Source organism: Acinetobacter sp. YH12142 (genome assembly GCF_013418435.1).
GTDB classification, from domain to species: Bacteria; Pseudomonadota; Gammaproteobacteria; order Pseudomonadales; family Moraxellaceae; genus Acinetobacter; species Acinetobacter amyesii.
This window is the reverse complement of record NZ_VPCB01000007.1, coordinates 66,324-87,945: the sequence shown is the minus strand read 5'-3', so window position 1 is coordinate 87,945 and position 21,622 is coordinate 66,324. Positions and strand designations below refer to the sequence as shown.

Here is a 21,622-nt window from a genome sequence, read left to right as displayed (position 1 = left end):
GTGCATGGCTTTATGATGCTCATACTGGATTCTTGAATTCTAAATTAGAGATGTTCAAAATGACTGCAGTGACGACACAAAAATCATATCAAAATCGTCCCAAAGCCATTGGTATTACTGTACGTAAATTACAGTTTAATCCTAAGGCTATTCGCCGGCACTATTTTGCCAATTCACCTGTGATGTCACATTTATTGACCGCACTGTCTTCAACATTTCCAATTGGTGAGCAATTTTTTGTACATAGTGTACGTAATGTGCGAAATCAGGTGACGGATGAAAAATTGCAGGCGCAAATCGCTGCATTTATTGGTCAGGAGGCGATGCATTCTAAGGCGCATGCCGAATTTAATGATGCTTGGCGTTCAGACGATTATAACTTAGATCGTTTTCAAGCATGGTTAGCGCGCAAAGATAGCTATGTGAAAAACTTACATCCTAAAATTCAATTAGCAATTACCTGTGCCTTTGAGCATTTTACCGCGCTATTGGGGGGCTATATTCTGCGTCATCCAGAGGTGTTAAGTACTTTAGATTCAGATGCTGTAAAGCTCTGGGTTTGGCATGCGATAGAAGAGATCGAACACCGCTCAGTGGCATTTGATGTCTATCAGCATGTTTATGGCGATGACAAGATCCGCCGTATGATTATGCGTAGTGTGACTACAGGTTTTGCCAGTTTAACTTTTTATTCTGCCACTAAGCTGTTTATGCAAGACCGTAAAAAGAGTTTGCCTAAAGTAGGCGGTAATATTTTTGGCACGTATTTGTTGGCTAAAATGTTTATACAGTTAATTCCAGAATATTTATCTTATTACAAACAGAACTTTCATCCTTCTGAAATTGATTACACGGATATTGTGCAGTATTGGAAACAGCAACTTGCAGATGAATACCATGTGGAAAGCTTTCAAACGGAGCAGACGCTTATACGATATAGTTAAATGATGATGAAAGGCCCAAGAATTGGGCTTTTTTTATGTGTTTTCACTTTGTTAAAGAAATGCAACAAAACCAAAAGAAAATAGCGCTAGAATAAATTTATTTAAACAAATACAAATAAATACTCGAGGTTAATTGGGATGAATTTAATAAAAAATAGTATGTTGGCGCTGGCTTTGGCAGGTAGTTTAAGCTTAACAGGCTGTGGCTATAACACTTTGCAAGTGAAGGATGAGGCAGTCAATGCATCGTGGTCTGAGGTACAAAACCAATATCAACGTCGTGCAGATTTAGTGCCTAACTTGGTCAATGTTGTGAAGGGTTATGCAAAACATGAAGAACAAGTACTGACTGAAGTGACGCAGGCTCGTTCAAATGTTGCCGGTTTAAAAGTAGATAAAGAAGTACTTGAAAATCCTGAACTATTTAAAAAATATCAAGAAGCACAATCGCAAATGACCAGTGCGTTATCGCGTTTGATTGCAGTTTCAGAAAATTATCCAGATTTAAAAGCCAATGAACAATTTAAAGACCTACAAGTGCAATTAGAAGGAACAGAAAACCGTATTGCAGTTGCGCGTAATCGCTATATTTCAACTGTTCAGGACTATAACGGCTATGTCCGTCAATTTCCTCAAGCAATGACTGCAAAAGTGATTGGAATGAAAACAAAACCAAACTTTAGTGCTGAGCAAAGTGCTCAATCTGCACCTAAAGTGACTTTTGATTAAATTGTTGCGCTAAAGCCTGTAAGGAATGCTGATGTCTAAACGTTTGCACAACTCTAAAGCTTACTTGGGGCTGTATTTCGCTCTGTGCTTAAGTCTATTGAGTCTGAGTAGTCATAGCTGGAGTGAGACTGCTGTTGCTCAAGATGAGGCTGTGAATGAAATCGCCGTGGCCTCAAAGATCATAAAAGAGCAACAATCGGCGACAAAGACGAGTCAACCAACAGCAACGGCATCAGCTGACGCAGTAACACAGCCTGCACCTAATATTGCCAATGATATGGCAGAAGGCCAAAGTGAACGAGCTTTACCCACACTAAACACACCGATTGTGGATCAAGCAGGCTTATTAAGTGCAGCGGAAAATCAGGCCATTAGCCAGAAAGTCCTACAACTACATAAAACTGCCAAAGCACAGGTTGGTATTGTTATTGTACCGACCACGGGACAAGAAGACATTTTCTCTTATGCCATGCGAGTTGCAGATCAGTGGAAGCTTGGAACAGCCAAACAAGACAATGGTCTGTTAATGGCGATTGCTGTGAATGATCATCGCATACAAATATTGTCGGGTTATGGATTAGAAGGTGTGTTACCTGATGTGGTATTGAGTCGAATTATTCGGAATAACATCACACCCTATTTCAAGCAAAATCAGTATGCTCAAGGGATTCAAGCAGGATTAAATGAGATTGAAAAAGTCCTGAATATGGATCCAGAAGTGGCCGCTCAAGCCGCTCAAGCTTTAAAAGAGCAACAGGAGCAGGCTTTACATGAGCAACAAGCCAAAGAAAAAACCATGATGACTGCTTTGTTTATTTTAATTGCAGGCATTATTGGCTCGTATATTGTAGGTAATCGATTGAGTGCAGCAACAGCAGCTGTCGCAGGTACGGTTGCGGGGCTAGTGAATGGTGCAGGCCTAATTACTAGCTTGCTCATTGGTGGTGGTATTTTCTTTTTATTAATTACAGCATTGGCACAAGTGATTTTTCAAGCCTTCCTCTCAGGTGGTGGACGAGGCGGTGGTGGCTCTGGTGGGGGCTTTGGCGGTGGAGGTTACCGTGGAGGCGGAGGTGGTTTTGGTGGAGGAGGTGCTTCAGGCTCATGGTAACAACATCTGAAACAACAAAAATTTTAACGCAACCTAAAATTCAAGATTTGCACCAGCCAAGCTTCAAACGTTGGCTTAAGCATTTTTGCTTTTTACCTGCGACAAAACGCTATTTTGATCAACAAGATCAGCATGCGATAGCACAAGCTGTGACACGTGCAGAGCAGGGGCATGTGGGGGAAATACAAGTGGTTATTGAGGGGCATATTCCTGCACATCAAGCCTATTCACAAAATACCTATGCACGCGCACAGCAATTATTTGCAGAATTAGGCGTATGGGATACTGAGCATAATAGTGGTGTGCTGTTATATCTCAATTTATGTGAACGTAGCGTAGAGATTGTGATTGATCGTGGCATTAAAAATTTGACCGAACAAAAAGTGTGGCAAGATATTTGTGAATCCATGCTGGTTGCATTAAAGCAAGGGAATTATCGCGATTCTGTGGTGAGTGGGGTAATGGAAATAGGGAAAGTGCTTGGAAAATTTTATGCGGAAGTGGGAATAGACGAAAAAAACGAAATTTCGGATTTGCCAGTGATCTTGTAGGCATGAAATATGAGTAAGATAGTGACATTAATTGTCACTTTTAAACACAAAAAGAGACAAAGTTTTCACAAAAAAATAAATATTTTTTTAAAATGCTGTTTTTTTGAGTTTTTTTATTATAATCATTCTTGGCACACTTAGTGCTAACAATAAATTAGCTTTAAAAGCTTAATAATTAAATTATACATTTGTGGAGAATGTTATGAACGCTCAAAAAGGTTTTACCCTTATTGAATTAATGATCGTTGTTGCAATTATTGGTATTCTTGCTGCAATTGCAATTCCGCAATACCAAAATTATATCGCTAAATCTCAAGTAAGCCGTGCTGTTGCAGAATTGGGTGCAATTAAAACTGCTTTTGAAGATTGTTTAAACAATGGTAAAACTACAGCTGGTGCTTGTGATTTAGGTTATACTGGCTCTTCAATTATGAGCTTAACAGCTCCAGCATCTACAACAGCAGGTACAGCTGTAACTGCTGCTGTAACTAACACTGCTACATTGACTTCTACTGGTACAATTTCTGGTACATTTGCTGGTGCAGCTTCATCTGCGCTTACAGATGGTACGGCGGCAACAGTTACATGGACTCGTTCAGCATTGGGTTCTTGGTCTTGTGCTACGACTGCAGCAGCTAAATACAAACCTTCTTCTTGCTCATAAGTTGTAAGTCATTTAGAAAAAGCTCTCCTTGTGAGGGCTTTTTTAATATAAATAATTTGAGGGTAATAAATTGAAAATTTCCAATCGTTTACGTTTTTTTTCAATACATTTTTCAGTATCTCTTTTATTCGCCCTTTTGATTTTGTATTTTATTTTCTTTATTTGGTATCCACAGCCCATTGCTGCTGATGAAGGTGTTGGCGTAATTGCTATAATGCTGATAGCAATTGATGTGATTGTTGGGCCTCTACTTGCATTTCTAGTTTATAAGGAAGGTAAGAAAAGCTTAAAAATGGATTTAGGGATTATCCTTGTTTTACAAATTTTGGCGATGGGATATGGATTATTTAGTATTGTTTCCTCTCGGCCTGTATGGATTGTTCAGAATGGTGGTATTTTTCAGTTAGTTCGTGCAAATGCAATCTTACCAAAAGACCAAGTGCAAGCGAATAACAAATATAAGAAAAATGGCTGGCTGAGTCCTCAATGGGTAGCTGTAGATACAAATAATTCTAAATATGAATATTATGCTGAGCAAACACTTGTGCCTAATTTATATGCAGATTTAAGTGTTGCTAAGCCAAGAATTCAAAATTATGCTCAGGATTTAAAAAAATTATATGAGTTCAACCAAGCAAATGCTATTGCTATAGAGTTGAAAAAATTTCCAAAAGCCAATGCATGGATGCCTTTACGTACAACGGGTTCTGGTTTGGTTGTGTTGCTTGATCGTTCGAATGCAAAAGTTATTGGAATTGTAAACTTGAGGCCTTGGAAAGAAAGTTAAATATATGACGATAATTGTCAGATAATTTAATAAATTGATACTAATTGATTTAAAATATAAAAAGCATATAAAGAATATCTTCTTATATTTATGATTTTTATAAATAAAAATAATGGTATGAATTTTGAAAGCTTTTATTTTTGCAAAAGACTTTTACTATGAATAGAAACTTTGGTTTTACATTGATAGAAATGATGATTGTGGTTGCTATTGTTGGTGTGCTAGCTGCAATATCAATTCCTTTGTATCAGGGTTATGTAGCGAAATCCCAAATTACGACGGCTTTGGCTGAATTGAATGGGGCTAAAACTCAATATGAGCTGGTTTTAAGTGGGGCAACTGCATCGTCAACCACTGATTTTACAGTGGTGAATATGTTTTTTAGTGGCTCTCAATCTAATGTCTGTATATATGATGTTAATCCACCAGTGAGTGGTGTTGCAAATAAAGCACTCGTCTGTCAATTAAATCATGTTGCGACACCTATTGCTGGTGAGTTTGTATATTTAAATAGGGACTTAGCAGGAGCTTGGACTTGTTCAACATCACTGGGCATAGCAACAAAATTTAAACCGAGCGGTTGTAGTTAAATTTGATTGTTAAAATGGATAAAAAGCCCGCAACTGCGGGCTTTAAAATATCAAATCTGACTCTGAATATAATTTTCAACACCAACACTTTCAACTAAATCTAATTGTGTTGTTGTCCAATCCAACCATTCTTCTTCTTTCTCAAGAATTTCTTGGACTAAATCACGTGTTACATAATCCATGTGTGCTTCTGCTAAGGCAACAGCTTTTTGAATGGCTTCAATGTTTTCTTTTACTTTACGTACATCGCAGTTTAATACTTCAACTGTATGTTGGCCGATATAAAGTTTTCCTAAGTGTTGTAAGTTTGGCAAACCTTCTAGGAATAAAACACGCTCAATAATTTTGTCAGCATGCTTCATTTGGCGAATTGATTCTTTATATTCAGCTGAGCCAAGTTGCTCAATTCCCCAGTCATTAAACATACGAGAGTGTAGGAAAAACTGGTTGATTGCAGTCAAATGATGGTAGAGCACCTGATTTAACTGATTAATTACATCACGATTGCCTATCATTGCATTTGCTCCATCAATGTTGCCAAAGTAAATCGACCTAGGCACTAAAAACTGTATTAAAAAATATATTAAACAAGATGGACTTAGATGGCGAGTACTTTATTGAACAGCAAATGAAAATCGCAATCAAATACACTAAAAAGCAGACAATAAAAACCCGCTTAGAGTCAGAAGCGGGGGAGGAGGAATGGTCTGAGACCATTGGTTTTATAATTATGATTGTTGATGAAACTTAAAAACTTGGTTTAAGCAGCAATTGCGATACGGGCTGCAATTTGCGCAACTTCATCACTGATGATCATACGGGCTTCAGGAGCACAGCGACCACAACAGGTGCCTAAATCGAGCATATCGCGAACTTCACGATAGCTTTCTGCGCCATTGGCAATTGCATCTTTAATGTCTTGATCAGTAATACCACGGCACAAACAAACGTACATGAAATCAAACCAAGTGAATAAATGGGATAAGTAATATTATTGATAATTATTATTGTTTGTCAATAAAAATCATTTAAAAATGCTTTTAAGGTGATTGAGTTTTTGAATAAAAAATGTCTTTTAAGTGGAAATCTGAGTAATACTCAGATTTCCATGTGAGTCTTTTTGTTCTTTTGGAATGTGATATTTAGTGAATGGCTTAAGCAATGTTTACTAACTTATTGATTAATAATCACCACACCATCCATTTCTACTAAAGCACCCTTTGGTAGGCTTGCTACACCGAGTGCTGCGCGTGCTGGGTAGGGTTGAGCAAAGTATTCGCCCATAATTTGGTTGACCAATTGGAAGTTAGAAAGGTCAGTGAGGAAAATATTCAGCTTAGCGATATCGGCTAACGTACCACCTGCAGCTTCACATACCGCTTTTAAGTTGTCGAATACACGGCGAATTTGAGCTTCAATGCCTTCTACCAGCTCCATGCTATATGGATCTAAGCCAATTTGACCTGATAAATACAAAGTGTCGCCCACTAAAATGGCTTGTGAGTAAGTACCAATTGCAGCGGGTGCATTTTCAGTATGGATTACCTGGCGGGACATCTATTTCTCCTATTATCATCACAGACACAACATATATAAAAATGCGGTGTCAGGTTAGCTGGCAACTTTCGCAGGCTCAGCAATGGCAACAGGTTGTGCCAAACGACTGATGCGTGGGAAGCCAAAATGCATTCTTAAATTACGGATAATTTCGGCAATTTGTTTACGGTTATGTACAACAATATTCACATAGGTTTTTTCTTCATGTGAGCGGACAGTTTCTACACCTATTTTTTCTTTACGGCATAGATAGATCAGTTCTGAAATTTGCTCATCATTTAACAGCATGTTTAAGCATAAATAGGCTGTAAAACTAATGTCTTCACTGTCTTCTGTAGTCCAGTGTAAAGGCATGATATTTTCAGGATGTAAATGCTGTTCATGCAATAAATTATGACAACGTGAACGGTGCACAATCAAACCACGACGTGATAAATGCCCTTGTATTGGATCACCTAAAACCGGGTTACAGCAGTGCGCATATTTAACGTCGACACCATCTGTGCCCAAGATCAAGCGTGCAGAATTTGAAGTCTGAATAGTATCTTGAGCATATAAATGATTGGCAACCAATTGAGGCAGTAAATCACCCACGGCAATCTGTTCAAACAATTGTTCTTTATCATTTAAATGACGCCAATTCAGCACATTTTCCCAATCGGCTAATGTTAAATCACTCACAGAACGGTTAAAGAGCTTTAATGCACGATTTAAAGCTTGCTGACCAACTAAGCGTTGTTCATCTTGGTCTTGGTCACGAAGGATATTTTGTAATGCACGACGGGCTTTTTGGGTGTTAATAAAGCTCAGCCAGTCAGGATTCGGTGTTGCAAGAACATCGGTGATGATTTCAACCACTTGACCACTCAATAATGGTGTTGAAAGGGGTTTGGTTTCACCATTAATTTTTGCACCAACGGCATGGTTGCCCAAAAATAAGCTTGCTGAATAAGCAAAATCAACCGCTGTGGCACCCTGAGGGAGTTCATGCAAATGACCGTGTGGGGTGTAAACCCAAATTTTTTCTTGATGTAGATAATCGAGTAATTCACTAAATGTGGTCTTGGCGCATGCACCATCGACTAACACATTTAAATTTTGCATGGAGGCTTGGATCGCTGAACGACAAGCTTGCGGTGCATTTTCACCGAGGACCACACCAAACCGCGCCGCTTTACGCATTAGCTCTGTTTGGATGGTCAGCGATAAAATGGTCTTTTCACCTTTTAAACGCATCATCAGTGACTGGTTGCCACCTGGGAGTGGGCGACGGATATGATCGGCGTAATTAAGGACTTTAAAGCTTTCTTTGAGGATGTCAGCAAGTCGGTCACAGTCTGCGATGCTTTGTAAAATAATTTCAAAGGCATGACTATGAGTGAGCTCTTGCAGATCGATATCGTTTTTTACGAAGTGGCGAAGTAATTCAATATTATTATTTTTCTTTTTAATTCGACCTGAAATATGGTGCTGTTCAAGTAGGGTAGTGAGGTTGTTTTCCCACTTGGTTTGGTATTCGCAGCGTTTCGGTTTGGTTTGCAATAACGCTTCTTGAACATTGTTATACATATCCAAATCTAGATTCTGATAACACAAATGTTCAAGGTTATCGGCCATTTCATTCATACCGACGAGGCGTGCCATAGGCACAAAAATTTCAAAGGTCTCTTGGGCAATACGAGCACGTTTGTCGGGGCGTAAAGCACCCAGTGTGGTCATATTGTGATATCGATCTGCCAGTTTAATAATAATGACACGTGGGTCTTGTAGGGTGGCTTGCAGAATTTTACGGAAGGATGCGGCTTTATTATATTCTTTATCGCTAGAATGGCTGAGTTTGGTGACGCCGTCGACGAGTTCAGCAACAGTCAGACCAAATTTTTCAGTAATATCTTGTTTAGTAAATTCGGTATCTTCGATGACATCATGCAGTAAAGCGGCCATTAACGTTTCCGCATCAAGACGCATATGCGCCAAAATACAGCTCACCGCAATTGGGTGGAGGATGTAGGGTTCGCCACTTTTACGTGTAATGCCATCATGAGCAATATCCGCATAGTCGCAAGCTTCAAGCACGCGTTCGACTTCACTTACTGAAAGGTAAGCGTCGATAATCACATCTAACTGTTGCTTGGCTTGGCTGACCATTGGGCCTGGCATAGAACACCCTTTTACTACTGATTTACAAATGAAACGGTTAATACTTTAATGAAATGCATATTGCATGACTTGTCAATTTTTTAGTTTAAAAAAATGAAAATCTTTTTTGCTTGCTTTGCACTTCTTAAGCTTATGTTATAACTGTTCTGAGTAAAATATTAAAGAGAATCCATAAAAAAAGCCTAGTTAAAAACTAGGCTTTTAAGGTCAGGTTTATCTTATTGGAAAGAAAAACCGTCTAAGTTTAGGTTATTTGCAGAAAGTGCAAGGTCTAAACTTGAAGTTTGGTAGTCTTGTTCACGTTGTTTCAAAATGTCTTTAGAAACGTGACCCGCTGCAATTTCACGAAGAGCAACAACGGTTGGTTTGTCATTGTCCCACTCAACAGTAGGTTCGATACCTTGACGTGCCAATTGACGCGCGCGTTTGCTTGCCACTAGTACAAGCTCAAAGCGGTTGTCTACATGGTCTAAACAATCTTCAACGGTTACGCGTGCCATAAGAATTCTCGTTTGAATATAAATTTTTAACAGACTGTGCAGTATAAGGTGCTTTGTCTATAGACTCAAGTTTTAATCACTGTTCCATAGGGGTGATTAATTTCTCAATCAGTTTTTCATGGCGCATGGCTTGTTGTTTTAAAACAAGACGATTGGCAATAATAACGGACTCTAAGTCATGCAGTGCTTTATTAAAGTCATCATTAATAATGATATAGTCAAAATTAACGTATTGCTGCATATCTTCTACGGCACAGCTAAGACGATGTTCAATTACTTCAACAGAGTCTGTACCACGATTGGATAAACGTTGACGTAAATCGAACTGACTCGGAGGAAGAATAAAAATTTGTCTAGATTCAGGAAAAAGTTTACGAACCTGTTCAGCACCTTGCCAGTCAATTTCAAGTAAAACGTCATGACCTTTGGCCAATTGTTCTTTTACTGTGCGCTGTGCAGTACCGTAATAATTACCAAAAACTTCTGCATATTCAATGAAGCCGCCTTCATTCACCAAAGATAAAAAATCTTCTTTTTTTGCAAAATGGTAATGTACGCCGTCTAATTCGCCAGGACGCTGACCACGAGTGGTATGAGAAACAGAGACATGTAAATTGTTTACACGTTCAAGCAGGGCTTTAACGAGGGATGTTTTGCCCGTTCCCGAAGCAGCAGAAACGACAAACAAGAGACCCGACATGATATTTTTCCTGATATGATAAAATATCTTCTCTATTTTAGAGCAGACGCGCGCCAAACAAAATAGTCAGACGTCTATTGTTTACATTTATTTCAAGTGATACCCGTAAAATTGAGTGGGCATTGAGGATTCTATGGAAATTGTTTTAGCTAATCCACGCGGTTTCTGTGCAGGTGTTGATCGCGCCATCGCGATTGTGAACCGTGCACTGGAATGCTTTAACCCCCCAATATATGTGCGTCATGAGGTAGTACATAATAAATTTGTGGTGGACGACTTGCGTCAACGCGGTGCGATATTTGTGGATGAACTGGATGAAGTGCCAGATGACAATATCGTGATCTTCAGTGCGCATGGTGTATCTAAAGCGGTACAACAAGAAGCTGAGCGCCGTGGGCTAAAAGTTTTTGATGCGACGTGCCCTTTGGTGACCAAGGTACATATAGAAGTGACCAAGTATGCCCGTGAAGGGGTGGAAGCGATTTTGATTGGTCATGAAGGTCACCCAGAAGTTGAAGGGACGATGGGCCAATATGACACCAAAAATGGTGGTTCGATTTATTTGGTTGAAGATGAACAAGATGTTGCTGAACTAAAAGTGGTGCATCCTGAAAAAGTAGCGTTTGTAACTCAGACAACGCTTTCTATAGATGACACAGCAAAAGTGATTGATGCTCTACGTCAGAAGTTCCCTGAAATTCAGGGGCCTCGTAAAGATGATATTTGTTATGCCACTCAAAACCGCCAAGATGCCGTACGTGATCTGGCTGAGCAATGTGATGTTGTATTGGTTGTGGGTTCGCCGAACTCTTCGAACTCGAACCGATTACGTGAATTGGCCGAACGGATGGGTAAGCATGCCTATTTGGTGGACAATGCCGATCAGTTGCAGCAAGAATGGTTTAATGAGTACACAAAAATTGGTGTAACTGCAGGAGCATCTGCACCTGAAATTTTAATTAAACAAGTAATTCAGCGCTTACAAGATTGGGGAGCAAAAGCACCGCAAGAACTGGATGGTCGTGAAGAAAATATTACATTTAGTTTACCAAAAGAGTTACGTATTCCTGTAACTCAGGCATAAAGTGTTAATGACTTAACATTCTGAATTTTTTAAGAATTGACAGATAATTGCTTTTTGGCAATTATCTGTTTTTTTATGCCTTTTATCCTAATTTGTGTTTGTTTTGTAATTTAATTAGATATTATTTTTAATAGGGTAAAGTTTGGCGCGCCTTGGGGGGAGTATGCAGAAAAATAATGGATTTACGTTAATTGAGCTGATTGTGACAATTGCTGTGATAGCAATTATTGCGGGAATGGCAGCGCCATTTATGAATAATATGCTTTTAAATCAGAATCTAAATAAAAGTACGAATACTTTAATCTCGGTAATGAATGAGGCAAGAGCTCAAGCTGTATTAAATCGTCAAAATGTAGAGGTTGATCTTTCATTAAATACTGTTACCCCGAGTAGCGCTGAAAAAGAAAAAATGAGAGAAAAGCTTTTGTTTGGGTGGAGTCCTTCTGGTAAATCTGAATTAAAAACATCAGTTAGCCCTATTGTATTTGATATGACAGGAAGAGTGAGTAGTTCAATGACTGACGTAGTCATTGAAGTCTGTAACGAAAATTCCGGAGAGAAATCAAAGATAATTACGATTTCAAGAATGGGGATAATTCAACAAATTGTAGAGGGTACTTGCTAATGCATCATTACATATCAGTACAGAAAGGTTTGGGATTGATGGAGGTCCTAGTCGCGCTATTAGTGCTAGCAATAGGCGTGCTTGGATTTATTGCATTGCAATATCGTGCAATTGAGGCATCGGCTGAAAGTACCTATCGAGTAGAAGGCATGAGTTTGGCTCGTGATTTTGCCGAGCGCATTCGTGTAAATCGGGGTGCTTTGGAAAAATATAAGTCTGAAATAACAACGCCGGCTGAACAAAAAACGTCTACTAAAAACTGTTATCAGACCGCATGTGATGCAGATGAAATGGCTGATTTTGATGTTTCTGAAATTGTTAAAAAAGCACATGAAAAAGCTATGGCAGTAAATTTGATCGATTGTCAGGGGAATGATGATGGTCGTGCATGTATATATGTCGCGTGGGGGGAGACAAGCCCGACGAATGAAACGGATGCAGGGGCTGGTGGATGTACTAACTCGACTTCTTATGATCCAAGTTCAACATGCCTGATCATGGAGGTGTACTAATATGAAACTTCAACATGGTTTTACATTAATTGAGTTAATGATTGCATTAGCATTGGGTTTGATTGTTTCTGCTGCAGCAATATTGATGTTTATTACGGCTCAAAAAAGTTATGCTTTACAACAAGGTATGGCTAATTTGCAGGATAATACCACTTTTGGTTTGAATTATATTACTGACGAAATTAGATCTACTAATTTAAACAATATTAAATCCATCATAAATGACGAAACAACATATGGAGGAATAGTATTTACATCTGCTGCAAATGCACGAACTATTCCTGCAACTGATACCGTACCCAAAAAAGTATTTAGTAATTTATATCCAACATTAATAGGCGCTAATACGGCGGAATCTTTTTTGACATCTAGTGGGATTCATTCATCTAATGTCTCTTGTGCTGATGTAATAGATAATGGTTGTGAGTCGGGTGATGTGTCTAGTGATCAATTAGTTATTCAATACAAACCTCAATATGTCACAGATGATAAAGGAACAACAGTTACATCAGATGATATGTGGTTTGGGGGATACGATTGTGAAGGTAATAAAATTGAATTTTTAAAAACAGAACCTGCAAAGCGAATTATTGTACAGCGCTATTTCTTAAGGGAAGATACCGATAAAGGTACTGAACCAAATGAATCACTTTCTTTAGCTTGTGATGCAGGGTGGTATTGGGAGTCTTATAAAAATAGCGCTTCTGCAGACGTCAATCCAACAGTATTAACTGATTTTGGTGGTCAGGGTGAAATTATAATGAAACGAGTTGACCACTTTCGGGTTTTATTTGGGATTCATACGAAAAATGGTTATGAATATATTTCTCAAGAAAAATATATGGATTTAACAGAAGAGCCTAAACCGCGGATTTTATCTGTACAGTTAGGGCTATTAGGTCGTTCGACCCAAAGTGTTGGGAGTGATTCAGCTTTTAAGGATGATCAAGAATTTAAAGTTTTGGATCAGACAGTCGTTGTTAAAACGCCAAAAACTAATTCATCTTCTAAGTACGTAAGACAGGTTGTGTCGCAAACGATTGCGTTACGTAACACGTTTGGGGAGCGAGGAAAATGAAAAATCAAAATGGTGCAACCTTGATTGTTGTATTGGTACTTTTATTGGCGATAACTGTAATTGGAACATTAGCTATAAAAAATAGTGTAGTGGGTTTAAGCATTGCTACAAACAGCCAAGCTCAACAACTACTTTTACAAAATGCTGATTCAGCTTTTTTTAGTGTGGAAAAAGAAGAGAACTTAATTCAAAGTTTAACCACGAGTGGAATGTTTGGTTATATCAGTGGGGCTGAAAATAAAGATAAAGAATTAGTATTTTGTTATAGAGGTGATAAGGCGGACTTTTTTGATATTAATCGTGCCAGCATTATGCAATGGGAAGGTGGACAGTCAAAACCAACAGCAAATGCAATGGGAATGGATGGTTATTGCAGTACATCAACATCTGCTACAAGCAACTTTTTTACGAGTGGTCGTAAGGCTGTTATTACTCAAGTTGCTGTGAAATATTCAACTCAGTCTGATGCGGATCCATTTTATGGAATGCAGTTCGGTTCTGATGAAAAGGGTGTGAAGTTTGAAAAAAGTAAACCAGTGAAAGTGTTCGCTGTTTCGATTATGCCTGCGCTCAGCACAGCAGATCGCTCGAAAATTGATACTTGTTTTAATGCAAGAATGAATGAAGTTTCCATACCTGATGGTACGACAAAACCATCTAAAGTTGATCCCATCGAGGATGATCCAACTAAAAGTGTGACGGAATGTTTGTCGGGGTTAAATGTTCCATATACTTCACATGCGACTGAGTATGTGATTGCACAAGATTTTACGTGATTTGGGAGTAAGAAAAGATGAAAAAGATTGAACAGAATGCGATAAAAAAATCCTATCGTCAGAAAATTCTTGCGACCAGTATCGCAGCAATTTATACGGGTCTAGTAGCATCAAGTGTAGCGCAAGCAAGTGATATTGATATTTATCAAACTGCGAAAGAGGGCGATATTACTTTAATGTTTATGCTTGATATTTCGGGCAGTATGGGAGCGCCACAATTAATCAAATCAGCTAGTGCATGTGATTTACCATCAATAACAGAGGCTTATGGTGATGGTAGTGTACTCTCTACAAATGGAAACCCCAAATATACACGTTATTATTGCACTGCAACAAAAGATGTTTATTTCTATCGTAGTACAGGTTCTGGAAGCAGTTTAAAATATTTTAAATGTGGCACAAATGGTACAGCTACTGCAACAAACACAACTTGTTCTACAGAAATTGCTGCTTTACCAGATGATGCAAGAGATATGACGACCAGCACTTCTGGTTCTGCAACAAGTTATTATAAGAAAAAGCAGTCAGATAAGTACTACGACCGAATTACTCGTTTGAAAGATGGTATGTTTGATCTGCTGAATGGCAATGCAACTAAAGGTATCGGTGCATTAGATGATGCGAAAGTTATTGGATTATCAACATATTCTAGACCAACAGGTTTTGATAGTTCGGGTAGACCAAGTACTGCCGATAATACTCGTGGACAAGTACGTATTCCGGCCCGAGCTCTTGGTGCTGTGGTTAATGGGGTGACACAGAGACAAATTTTACTCAATGAGATTGCGACATTAGGAGCGCGGGGGGGGACGCCAACCTCACATGCCTATGCTGAAACGGCAGCATATTTATTTGGTACACGTACAGGTACTCTTACTTCGGCACTTCTTGGGCGTTCAACAACTTCAAATACAAGTAGATTTTTTGAATGTACTGACAAGACAGCAACTGGCGGGTGTAATAGCTATTCTGCTACATACACGAGTTTGCCAAGTTATGATTATAGATTATCAAGTAGTGGTTATTATTACTATTATAAAAACAATGCAGCAAATTCTGACAGCGGCAATAGTGGTTTTCCTTATTCATATACAGACACTAAGATTGCAGATGGGAGCCTATATAGTTCACCAGCATCTCTAATACAAACGGATGCAGCTAAGCAATGTAGCGGACAAGGTATCTATGTTTTAACAGATGGTGAGCCAAGTAGTAATGGCAGTGCAGAATCGCTGATGAGAGCGGCATTAGATACAAAGAGCTCCGCCTTAGCTTCATGTACTAGTTCGGAAACTAGTTGGGATTGCACACACAAGTTTGCCGGAAATTTACTTGATGCAGCTAAAAATCCGTTAGGTTTAAAAATTAAAACAGCAGTAGTTGGGTTTGGTAATAGTTTTAATAGTGTTACTTCTTTTGATAAGACTAAAACACAAGCTCAAAATATTGCTGCATTAGGTACGATTGATTGGTCGGAAGGGAAAAGTAATGTCCAAAAAGCAGCTTACTGGGGAATTATAGGAGAGGGTGGCTGGTATTCAGGGAATAGCTCGGAAGATATCGTAAACAGTGTAAACTCATTCTTGGGAGATTTAGGAGGTACAATACCTTCTGTGACAACAGGCTCACCATCTGTACCACAAGACGCTCTAAATCCATCAGTTATTCAAGATTTTGCATATTATCCTCAATTTCAACCAACCCCAGAGAAAAGTTTTCAACTTTGGGCTGGTAATTTAAAAAAATATGCTGTTATCAACGGTGTATTAAAAGATAAAAATAAAAATACAATTTTAGATGATGATGGTGCGATTAAAGATAATTATGATCTGTGGGCCGCATCAGTTGTTGAAGCAAATAAAGAAGGTGATGAGTTTACAGGAGGTAGTACTAAGTTTGCATTGCGTGGAGGGGTATTTTCTCAACTAAAATTAGGGTTTAGTGCGAGTGATAACACTAAAGAGCAACGTAAAGTATTAACAAATCGAGATGTAAACTCAGGTGTTTGGAGTGGTGGGACCAAGCTTAGAGAAGTTACTCGGGCAGATTTAACAAACAGTACCTATAAAGCCGATAATGCAAATAATAGTTATCTTATGGCTCTACTTGGTTATAGCGTAAATGATTTAAGCAACCCAACATCAACAACTTTAAATAAAGAGTTACGCCAAATTGGTGCAGTAATGCACTCATCTCCTTTATTAATTACGAATAAGGGTAAAATTGCATACGATAAAGATGTCAAGCGACTCAGTTCCGAGGGGCGTGAAGATTACATTTTATTTGGTACTACACAAGGTGTTTTACATGTCGTTAAAGCTGGAAAACAACGTTTAGAAAATGGCGATATTGTAGTTGGTGATAAAAATGGGTCGGGAAGTTCTGATGCTGGTGGTGATGAAGTATTTACATTTGTGCCAAATGAAATGATTGAAAAGCAAAAAAATGCTTTTCTAAAATATGATTCTACAAATGGTGGTGTTAATAATCTTTATTATGGTATAGATGGGCCTTGGACCGCTTATACCGAATATGTGGTAGATGATAATGGTTACTTAACCGTTGGTTCAGGAAAGGGAACGCAAAAAGGCCGACAGATGGTTTATGGTGGACTACGCATGGGCGGAAAAAGTTACTACGCGTTAGATCTGCAAAATATGAGCGATCCAAAGCTGAAGTTCCATATAGACCCAGAAAATCAAAAAGTTTTTTTCAATAATACGTCTAAGTCGTTCACCCAGCTTCAACATATGGGACAAAGTTGGTCTAAACCAGCAATTGGTTGGATTAATTGGAAGGACTCAACAGGCAAAACGACTCGTAAGCAAGTAATGTTTGTTGGTGGTGGTTATGATGCAAAAACTGGGACAACAGCATGTAATACTGGTACAGATACGGTAGCCAAGACCGTTGGATATGAGTGTGAAAAATTTGCACCTTCTACATCAGCTCCAGCAAAAGGGGCTGGAGTATATATGTTTGATGCACAAAATGGTGATCTGTTATGGTGGACAGGTGCTAATGCAACAAACAGTACCTCTGTTCCTTTAGCATCTAATGTCTCAACAATGATTAACAGTGTTGTCAGTGAAATACGGACTGTAGATCGTGATGGGGATGATCTTATTGACAACATTTATTTTGGAGATTTAGGTGGGCAAGTGTTCCGCGTAGACTTCAATAATAAAGCATCAACGTTAGGCACGATTATTAAGAATCCCGTTAGATTGCTGAACCTTAATAAAGCTAGTGGAATGAGTCCTCGTTTTTATGATATGCCTGCATTTTCACTATATAGTGATCAAGGGACGGTATTTGCTTTAATCAGCATTGGTTCAGGGAACCGAAGTAAGCCATTACAGGATTACACTGCTGGTACAGCAGATTATGAAGCAGTTTATAATATTTATGATAAAGATGTTGCTAATAAAAACTTAATGTCATTATCTACTTATAGCACCAAAGATATAATAAAAGGTGATTTAGCTGTTATCACTGATACAGATAGAAAAGATGACACAACTCTTAAGGCCCCATATGCCACCTCTAAAGGATGGTATTATGAGTATAAAAATTGCTCAGGAACTGCACCATGTTCAAATTATAAAGCTCAAAGTGAAAAAGTATTTGGAACTCCTATCGCAATGAATTACGTACTTTACGTAACAACTTTTGATGGTTCCCGTCCGGGTATTTCGGGTGATTGTGGTGCTGGTGTAAAAGGTCAAAGTTACTTGTCACGAATTTGTTTGCCTTATGGTCAATGTGATAAAACAAAATTTGGTACTGAATGGTATGGCAAAGATGAAATTGGTGTAGGTATTCATACAGGTACAGTGGTCAGTGTTGATGACGGGTCTGGTAGTGGAACTGGCGGTGGAAATGGTGGTGGAAATGGTGGTGGAACTGGCGGTAGTGAAAACAATTATTGTTTAAGTACTGGGACTCGAACTATTTATAATGGTATGGGTGGTAATCCAGGTGAAGCGAGTAGGATTTGTTTAATTCCTCAGCGTTGGTATGCCAAGTTACAATAGGTGGGCTGTATGTATAACAAAAATACGTTATTGGCTCAAAAAGGTTTTACTTTAATTGAGTTGATGGTTGTCGTTGTCATCATTGCAATACTTGCAGCTATTGCTATTCCTAGTTATCAAGCTTATGCAAGAAAATCTTTAGCATCGCAAGCACAACAAACGATGAAACAAATCGCTGTTGATTTGGAGAAGCATAAAACGCGTAATTTTAATTATTTAAATTTTAATGCTTCATCCAATTTGTTGGTTGTACCTAATGGTGCGACGGGCACTGATATTAAATATAATATTAGTGTTCGAGATGGAGCGAATACAGCAAATACTTTAAGTAATTCATCTTCTACCGGGCAAAGTTGGGCAATTATGGCTACATCAACTGATGAAAAAAATAATAGTTATGTAGTAACGAGTACTGGTATACAGTGTTTTAAGCAAGGGAAGACAATAGATTTTGATTGTTCCGGAGCAGAGTCATGGTAAGAAAAAATGGCTTTACACTTGTTGAATTGATGATTGTTGTTGCGATAGTTGGAATTCTTGCAGCATTTGCATATCCCTCATATCTTCAATATGTGAAAAAAACTAAACGTACTGATATGCAAGCAAATATGTTGCAAGTCGCTGCACAAATTCAGCGCTTTAAAATTGCTAATTTTAAGGTAACAGGCGCAACTATGACTGATATTGGTATTAAGACTACATACCCGATACAGGGTAATCCTTTGTATATGTTAGAACTGCAATGGCTTGATGATAGTGGAGTTATTGATACATCCTCACCCTTAGGTTCAGAAAGGTGGTTATTAGTTGCTACACCAATTGCAACTTCAACTCAGCACCTTGATGGGCATATTGCACTAAATTATAAAGGTGAGCGGTGTTGGACTGTTGGTACAGATAATTCTAGTACTGCTTGTACTCCATCTGCCACCTCAAACTGGGACGGCAAATAACCTCAAATTCAAAATTGTGGATAAACACTTTTTGATCTTTCATTCAGGGCAAATTTCACGTAAAATATTGCCCTCTATGAAAGGGGTTTGAAATGTATCGATGGTCGGTACAGGGATAATCCGTAAAAACTATAAGGTTCTATCATGGTTGTTATTCGTCTTGCACGCGGTGGTGCTAAAAAACGTCCGTTCTATCAAATCATTGTGACTGATAGCCGTAATGCACGTGACGGTCGTTTCATCGAACGTATCGGTTTCTTCAACCCTACAGCTCAAGGTAAAGCAGAAAAACTTCGTTTAGATGCTGACCGTTTTGCTCACTGGGTTTCACAAGGTGCTCAACCTTCAGAACGTGTTGCTTCTTTAGCTGCTGAAGCTAAGAAAGCTGCAGCTACTGCTTAATTAGTAGTAGGTTACCCATGACACCAACACAGAATGTTCCCGAAGATCGTATTCAGATTGGACAGCTACGTTCAGCATATGGATTAAATGGGTGGCTCTGGGTCTATTCCAATACAGAACCTATGAGCAATATTTTTGACTACCTTCCTTGGTACATTGAGACCAAAGCAGGTTGGCAAACAGTAGATGTAAAACGTTGGAAACCACATGGCAAAGGCTTGGTTGTTTCGCTAAAAGGTGTGAGTGATCGTACCGCGGCAGATAACTTGGTTGGTGCAAATATCTGGATCTCTAAATCGCAACTGCCGCAAGCAGGCGTGGACGAGTACTACTGGTCAGATTTGAAGGGCTTAACAGTGTTAGGTCTGGGAGAAGATGAGCAAGAAGTCAATCTCGGTCAAATCCACGAATTGTTTGAAACAGGTGCTAACGACGTGATGGTAGTTCGCGCTACTGCTGACAGCGTCGATAGCGAAGAGCGAATGATTCCATGGCATAAAGATGTGGTACAGCGTGTTGATCTCGAAGCTGGTCGTATCTACGTAAATTGGGGCGTAGATTATTAATCCTTTAAGGATTGACGCAGCAGGAAAATAGAGGAGTCTGCGATGTTTTTTGCAGTCATTACGCTTTTTCCTGAAATGTTTGAAGCGATTACAGCCTACGGTATTAGCGGGCGCGCAGCAAAACGTGACATTGTGCAAGTTCATTGTATCAATCCACGCGAATTTGCTGAGGGCAACTACAAAAGAGTGGATGAGCGTCCATTTGGTGGTGGTCCAGGTATGGTGATGATGGCTGAGCCATTAGCGAAAGCAATTCATCGTGCCAAAGAGCTTGCCAAGCAAGCGGGTGCTGTTCATGTCCCTGTGGTGTATATGTCGCCACAAGGAAAGACCTTAAATGAACCTGCGGTACAAGATTTCGTCAAATATGATGGATTGATTGTATTGTGTGGTCGTTATGAAGGAGTAGATGAGCGTTTGATCCAACAATATGTTGATCAGGAATGGTCAATAGGCGATTACGTTTTATCTGGTGGTGAACTCCCTGCGATGGTTTTATTGGATAGCGTGATTCGGAGACTTCCGGGTGCAATGTCTGATGAACAATCACATGTGCAAGACTCATTTGTGGATGGTCTTTTAGATTGCCCACAATATACCAAGCCAGACCATTTTGAAGGTTTAGATGTTCCTGAAGTATTAAAATCGGGACATCATGCCAATATTGAGAAATGGCGGTTTTTGCAGCGATATCAGCGCACTTTAGAACGCCGACCTGAGTTGGTTGAAAAAGTTGAATTGACCAAGCAGCAAAAGAAATGGCTAAAAGATTCCAAGGTTTAAATTTTTTAAATCTTATATTAGGCTCTTTATGCATTGAAGCGGTCAAGCATAAAGGGAAAGTCAATCGGGTCTATGCGCTTTAGCCTCTAGCCCCAGCGATGATTAGACCTCTTCTAACTCGCATAATCGGAGATACCCCATGAGCGGTAAACATCCTTTAGTACAAGCTGTTGAAAATGCACAGTTGAAACAAGACATCCCTGCTTTTGCTCCTGGTGACACAGTAGTTGTTCAAGTTAAAGTAAAAGAAGGTGAGCGTGAACGTCTTCAGGCATTTGAAGGTGTTGTAATTGCTAAGAAAAACCGTGGTTTGAACTCTGCGTTCACAGTACGTAAAATTTCTAGCGGTTTCGGTGTTGAGCGTGTATTCCAAACTCACTCACCAATCGTTGCTGGTATCGAAGTGAAACGTCGTGGTGACGTTCGTCGTGCTAAACTTTACTACCTACGTGAATTGTCTGGTAAAGCTGCACGTATTCGTGAAAAATTACCAGCTCGTAAAGCAAAATAATT

26 protein-coding genes are annotated in these 21,622 nt (G+C 39.1%); 20 read left to right on the top strand and 6 right to left on the bottom strand.

Translation table 11 applies throughout. The features are described from left to right. Nucleotides 1-59 precede the first annotated feature (59 nt). From FTU77_RS07275 to FTU77_RS07245, 7 genes are all read left to right on the top strand, one after another. Nucleotides 60-944: a metal-dependent hydrolase gene (locus FTU77_RS07275; RefSeq protein WP_180055434.1), complete on the top strand. Its 885-nt coding sequence runs from the start codon at nucleotides 60-62 to the stop codon at nucleotides 942-944. Between the two features lie 138 nt (nucleotides 945-1,082). Next, entirely contained in the window at nucleotides 1,083-1,673 is a 591-nt protein-coding gene (locus tag FTU77_RS07270) for a LemA family protein (RefSeq protein ID WP_106983937.1), read from the top strand. Nucleotides 1,674-1,698: 25 nt separating this feature from the next. Continuing rightward, nucleotides 1,699-2,784: a YgcG family protein gene (locus tag FTU77_RS07265; RefSeq protein WP_373685815.1), complete on the top strand. Its 1,086-nt coding sequence runs from the start codon at nucleotides 1,699-1,701 to the stop codon at nucleotides 2,782-2,784. Then, complete coding sequence (locus FTU77_RS07260; protein ID WP_180055432.1) at nucleotides 2,778-3,335, top strand: TPM domain-containing protein; 558 nt, start codon at nucleotides 2,778-2,780, stop codon at nucleotides 3,333-3,335. Before FTU77_RS07265 ends, FTU77_RS07260 begins: the two co-directional genes overlap by 7 nt. Before the next feature lie 202 nt (nucleotides 3,336-3,537). Next, nucleotides 3,538-3,999, top strand: coding sequence for a pilin (locus FTU77_RS07255; protein WP_180055431.1), 462 nt, complete (start codon nucleotides 3,538-3,540; stop codon nucleotides 3,997-3,999). A 70-nt stretch (nucleotides 4,000-4,069) separates the two neighbouring features. Beyond that, on the top strand, nucleotides 4,070-4,786 hold the full coding sequence (gene tfpZ, locus FTU77_RS07250; RefSeq protein WP_180055430.1) for a TfpX/TfpZ family type IV pilin accessory protein: 717 nt from the start codon (nucleotides 4,070-4,072) through the stop codon (nucleotides 4,784-4,786). Nucleotides 4,787-4,944: 158 nt separating this feature from the next. After that, nucleotides 4,945-5,376, top strand: coding sequence for a pilin (locus FTU77_RS07245; RefSeq protein ID WP_180055429.1), 432 nt, complete (start codon nucleotides 4,945-4,947; stop codon nucleotides 5,374-5,376). Between the two features lie 50 nt (nucleotides 5,377-5,426). On the opposite strand, the gene bfr is transcribed toward FTU77_RS07245, so the two are convergent. Continuing rightward, entirely contained in the window at nucleotides 5,427-5,891 is a 465-nt protein-coding gene (gene bfr / locus FTU77_RS07240) for a bacterioferritin (RefSeq protein WP_180055428.1), read from the bottom strand. Between the two features lie 77 nt (nucleotides 5,892-5,968). On the opposite strand from bfr, the gene FTU77_RS07235 reads away from it, so the two are divergent. Then, nucleotides 5,969-6,127, top strand: coding sequence for a hypothetical protein (locus FTU77_RS07235; RefSeq protein WP_180055427.1), 159 nt, complete (start codon nucleotides 5,969-5,971; stop codon nucleotides 6,125-6,127). Nucleotides 6,128-6,136: 9 nt separating this feature from the next. Here the strand turns inward: FTU77_RS07235 and FTU77_RS07230 are convergent, their stop codons facing one another. The 5 genes from FTU77_RS07230 to gmk form a co-directional block, all read right to left on the bottom strand. Continuing rightward, nucleotides 6,137-6,331 (bottom strand): bacterioferritin-associated ferredoxin, encoded by a 195-nt coding sequence (locus tag FTU77_RS07230; protein ID WP_078192519.1) that lies wholly within the window; start codon nucleotides 6,329-6,331, stop codon nucleotides 6,137-6,139. 218 nt (nucleotides 6,332-6,549) lie between these two features. Continuing rightward, nucleotides 6,550-6,933, bottom strand: a complete 384-nt coding sequence (locus FTU77_RS07225) for a RidA family protein (protein WP_078189365.1) — start codon at nucleotides 6,931-6,933, stop codon at nucleotides 6,550-6,552. 54 nt (nucleotides 6,934-6,987) lie between these two features. Continuing rightward, nucleotides 6,988-9,093 carry a bifunctional (p)ppGpp synthetase/guanosine-3',5'-bis(diphosphate) 3'-pyrophosphohydrolase gene (locus FTU77_RS07220; protein WP_180055426.1) on the bottom strand — a complete coding sequence of 702 codons (2,106 nt, stop codon included), beginning with the start codon at nucleotides 9,091-9,093 and terminating at the stop codon, nucleotides 6,988-6,990. Between the two features lie 218 nt (nucleotides 9,094-9,311). Beyond that, nucleotides 9,312-9,593 (bottom strand): DNA-directed RNA polymerase subunit omega, encoded by a 282-nt coding sequence (gene rpoZ, locus FTU77_RS07215; RefSeq protein WP_067762989.1) that lies wholly within the window; start codon nucleotides 9,591-9,593, stop codon nucleotides 9,312-9,314. A gap of 76 nt (nucleotides 9,594-9,669) precedes the next feature. Then, nucleotides 9,670-10,293: a guanylate kinase gene (gmk, locus tag FTU77_RS07210; protein WP_180055425.1), complete on the bottom strand. Its 624-nt coding sequence runs from the start codon at nucleotides 10,291-10,293 to the stop codon at nucleotides 9,670-9,672. A gap of 133 nt (nucleotides 10,294-10,426) precedes the next feature. Between gmk and ispH the strand changes: the two genes are divergently transcribed. From ispH to rplS, 12 genes are all read left to right on the top strand, one after another. Continuing rightward, nucleotides 10,427-11,377 (top strand): 4-hydroxy-3-methylbut-2-enyl diphosphate reductase, encoded by a 951-nt coding sequence (ispH, locus tag FTU77_RS07205; RefSeq protein WP_180055424.1) that lies wholly within the window; start codon nucleotides 10,427-10,429, stop codon nucleotides 11,375-11,377. Nucleotides 11,378-11,540: 163 nt separating this feature from the next. Beyond that, nucleotides 11,541-12,002, top strand: a complete 462-nt coding sequence (locus FTU77_RS07200) for a GspH/FimT family protein (protein WP_078189361.1) — start codon at nucleotides 11,541-11,543, stop codon at nucleotides 12,000-12,002. Next, on the top strand, nucleotides 12,002-12,514 hold the full coding sequence (gene pilV, locus FTU77_RS07195; protein WP_078189360.1) for a type IV pilus modification protein PilV: 513 nt from the start codon (nucleotides 12,002-12,004) through the stop codon (nucleotides 12,512-12,514). The genes FTU77_RS07200 and pilV overlap by 1 nt, the downstream gene beginning before the upstream one ends. Nucleotide 12,515: 1 nt before the next feature. Next, nucleotides 12,516-13,592, top strand: coding sequence for a PilW family protein (locus tag FTU77_RS07190; protein ID WP_180024302.1), 1,077 nt, complete (start codon nucleotides 12,516-12,518; stop codon nucleotides 13,590-13,592). After that, complete coding sequence (locus FTU77_RS07185) at nucleotides 13,589-14,368, top strand: PilX N-terminal domain-containing pilus assembly protein (RefSeq protein WP_180055423.1); 780 nt, start codon at nucleotides 13,589-13,591, stop codon at nucleotides 14,366-14,368. The genes FTU77_RS07190 and FTU77_RS07185 overlap by 4 nt, the downstream gene beginning before the upstream one ends. Nucleotides 14,369-14,385: 17 nt before the next feature. Next, nucleotides 14,386-18,405 (top strand): hypothetical protein, encoded by a 4,020-nt coding sequence (locus tag FTU77_RS07180; protein ID WP_180055422.1) that lies wholly within the window; start codon nucleotides 14,386-14,388, stop codon nucleotides 18,403-18,405. 9 nt (nucleotides 18,406-18,414) lie between these two features. Beyond that, nucleotides 18,415-18,885: a type IV pilin protein gene (locus FTU77_RS07175; RefSeq protein ID WP_180055421.1), complete on the top strand. Its 471-nt coding sequence runs from the start codon at nucleotides 18,415-18,417 to the stop codon at nucleotides 18,883-18,885. Further along, complete coding sequence (locus FTU77_RS07170) at nucleotides 18,879-19,358, top strand: type IV pilin protein (protein WP_078189355.1); 480 nt, start codon at nucleotides 18,879-18,881, stop codon at nucleotides 19,356-19,358. The genes FTU77_RS07175 and FTU77_RS07170 overlap by 7 nt, the downstream gene beginning before the upstream one ends. A gap of 144 nt (nucleotides 19,359-19,502) precedes the next feature. Further along, entirely contained in the window at nucleotides 19,503-19,760 is a 258-nt protein-coding gene (rpsP, locus tag FTU77_RS07165) for a 30S ribosomal protein S16 (RefSeq protein WP_078189354.1), read from the top strand. Nucleotides 19,761-19,777: 17 nt separating this feature from the next. After that, complete coding sequence (gene rimM / locus FTU77_RS07160; protein WP_078189353.1) at nucleotides 19,778-20,326, top strand: ribosome maturation factor RimM; 549 nt, start codon at nucleotides 19,778-19,780, stop codon at nucleotides 20,324-20,326. A gap of 42 nt (nucleotides 20,327-20,368) precedes the next feature. Beyond that, nucleotides 20,369-21,109 (top strand): tRNA (guanosine(37)-N1)-methyltransferase TrmD, encoded by a 741-nt coding sequence (gene trmD, locus FTU77_RS07155; protein ID WP_180004770.1) that lies wholly within the window; start codon nucleotides 20,369-20,371, stop codon nucleotides 21,107-21,109. 139 nt (nucleotides 21,110-21,248) lie between these two features. Then, a complete protein-coding gene (gene rplS / locus FTU77_RS07150) occupies nucleotides 21,249-21,620 on the top strand; it encodes a 50S ribosomal protein L19 (protein ID WP_078189351.1) in 372 nt (123 codons plus the stop codon). The last annotated feature ends 2 nt before the right edge of the window (nucleotides 21,621-21,622 follow it).

Bases quoted from the DNA above. Each gene is read 5' to 3' on its own strand.
- FTU77_RS07255 (WP_180055431.1), top strand. From the start codon at position 3,538: ATGAACGCTCAAAAAGGTTTTACCCTTATTGAATTAATGATCGTTGTT.
- rpoZ (WP_067762989.1), bottom strand. From the start codon at position 9,593: ATGGCACGCGTAACCGTTGAAGATTGTTTAGACCATGTAGACAACCGC.
- FTU77_RS07170 (WP_078189355.1), top strand. From the start codon at position 18,879: ATGGTAAGAAAAAATGGCTTTACACTTGTTGAATTGATGATTGTTGTT.
- FTU77_RS07265 (WP_373685815.1), top strand. From the start codon at position 1,699: ATGCTGATGTCTAAACGTTTGCACAACTCTAAAGCTTACTTGGGGCTG.
- rpsP (WP_078189354.1), top strand. From the start codon at position 19,503: ATGGTTGTTATTCGTCTTGCACGCGGTGGTGCTAAAAAACGTCCGTTC.
- FTU77_RS07260 (WP_180055432.1), top strand. From the start codon at position 2,778: ATGGTAACAACATCTGAAACAACAAAAATTTTAACGCAACCTAAAATT.
- FTU77_RS07190 (WP_180024302.1), top strand. From the start codon at position 12,516: ATGAAACTTCAACATGGTTTTACATTAATTGAGTTAATGATTGCATTA.
- FTU77_RS07235 (WP_180055427.1), top strand. From the start codon at position 5,969: ATGGACTTAGATGGCGAGTACTTTATTGAACAGCAAATGAAAATCGCA.
- FTU77_RS07225 (WP_078189365.1), bottom strand. From the start codon at position 6,933: ATGTCCCGCCAGGTAATCCATACTGAAAATGCACCCGCTGCAATTGGT.
- gmk (WP_180055425.1), bottom strand. From the start codon at position 10,293: ATGTCGGGTCTCTTGTTTGTCGTTTCTGCTGCTTCGGGAACGGGCAAA.
- FTU77_RS07230 (WP_078192519.1), bottom strand. From the start codon at position 6,331: ATGTACGTTTGTTTGTGCCGTGGTATTACTGATCAAGACATTAAAGAT.
- FTU77_RS07275 (WP_180055434.1), top strand. From the start codon at position 60: ATGACTGCAGTGACGACACAAAAATCATATCAAAATCGTCCCAAAGCC.
- rimM (WP_078189353.1), top strand. From the start codon at position 19,778: ATGACACCAACACAGAATGTTCCCGAAGATCGTATTCAGATTGGACAG.
- FTU77_RS07185 (WP_180055423.1), top strand. From the start codon at position 13,589: ATGAAAAATCAAAATGGTGCAACCTTGATTGTTGTATTGGTACTTTTA.
- rplS (WP_078189351.1), top strand. From the start codon at position 21,249: ATGAGCGGTAAACATCCTTTAGTACAAGCTGTTGAAAATGCACAGTTG.
- FTU77_RS07175 (WP_180055421.1), top strand. From the start codon at position 18,415: ATGTATAACAAAAATACGTTATTGGCTCAAAAAGGTTTTACTTTAATT.
- FTU77_RS07245 (WP_180055429.1), top strand. From the start codon at position 4,945: ATGAATAGAAACTTTGGTTTTACATTGATAGAAATGATGATTGTGGTT.
- bfr (WP_180055428.1), bottom strand. From the start codon at position 5,891: ATGATAGGCAATCGTGATGTAATTAATCAGTTAAATCAGGTGCTCTAC.
- FTU77_RS07200 (WP_078189361.1), top strand. From the start codon at position 11,541: ATGCAGAAAAATAATGGATTTACGTTAATTGAGCTGATTGTGACAATT.
- FTU77_RS07220 (WP_180055426.1), bottom strand. From the start codon at position 9,093: ATGCCAGGCCCAATGGTCAGCCAAGCCAAGCAACAGTTAGATGTGATT.
- FTU77_RS07180 (WP_180055422.1), top strand. From the start codon at position 14,386: ATGAAAAAGATTGAACAGAATGCGATAAAAAAATCCTATCGTCAGAAA.
- ispH (WP_180055424.1), top strand. From the start codon at position 10,427: ATGGAAATTGTTTTAGCTAATCCACGCGGTTTCTGTGCAGGTGTTGAT.
- pilV (WP_078189360.1), top strand. From the start codon at position 12,002: ATGCATCATTACATATCAGTACAGAAAGGTTTGGGATTGATGGAGGTC.
- trmD (WP_180004770.1), top strand. From the start codon at position 20,369: ATGTTTTTTGCAGTCATTACGCTTTTTCCTGAAATGTTTGAAGCGATT.
- FTU77_RS07270 (WP_106983937.1), top strand. From the start codon at position 1,083: ATGAATTTAATAAAAAATAGTATGTTGGCGCTGGCTTTGGCAGGTAGT.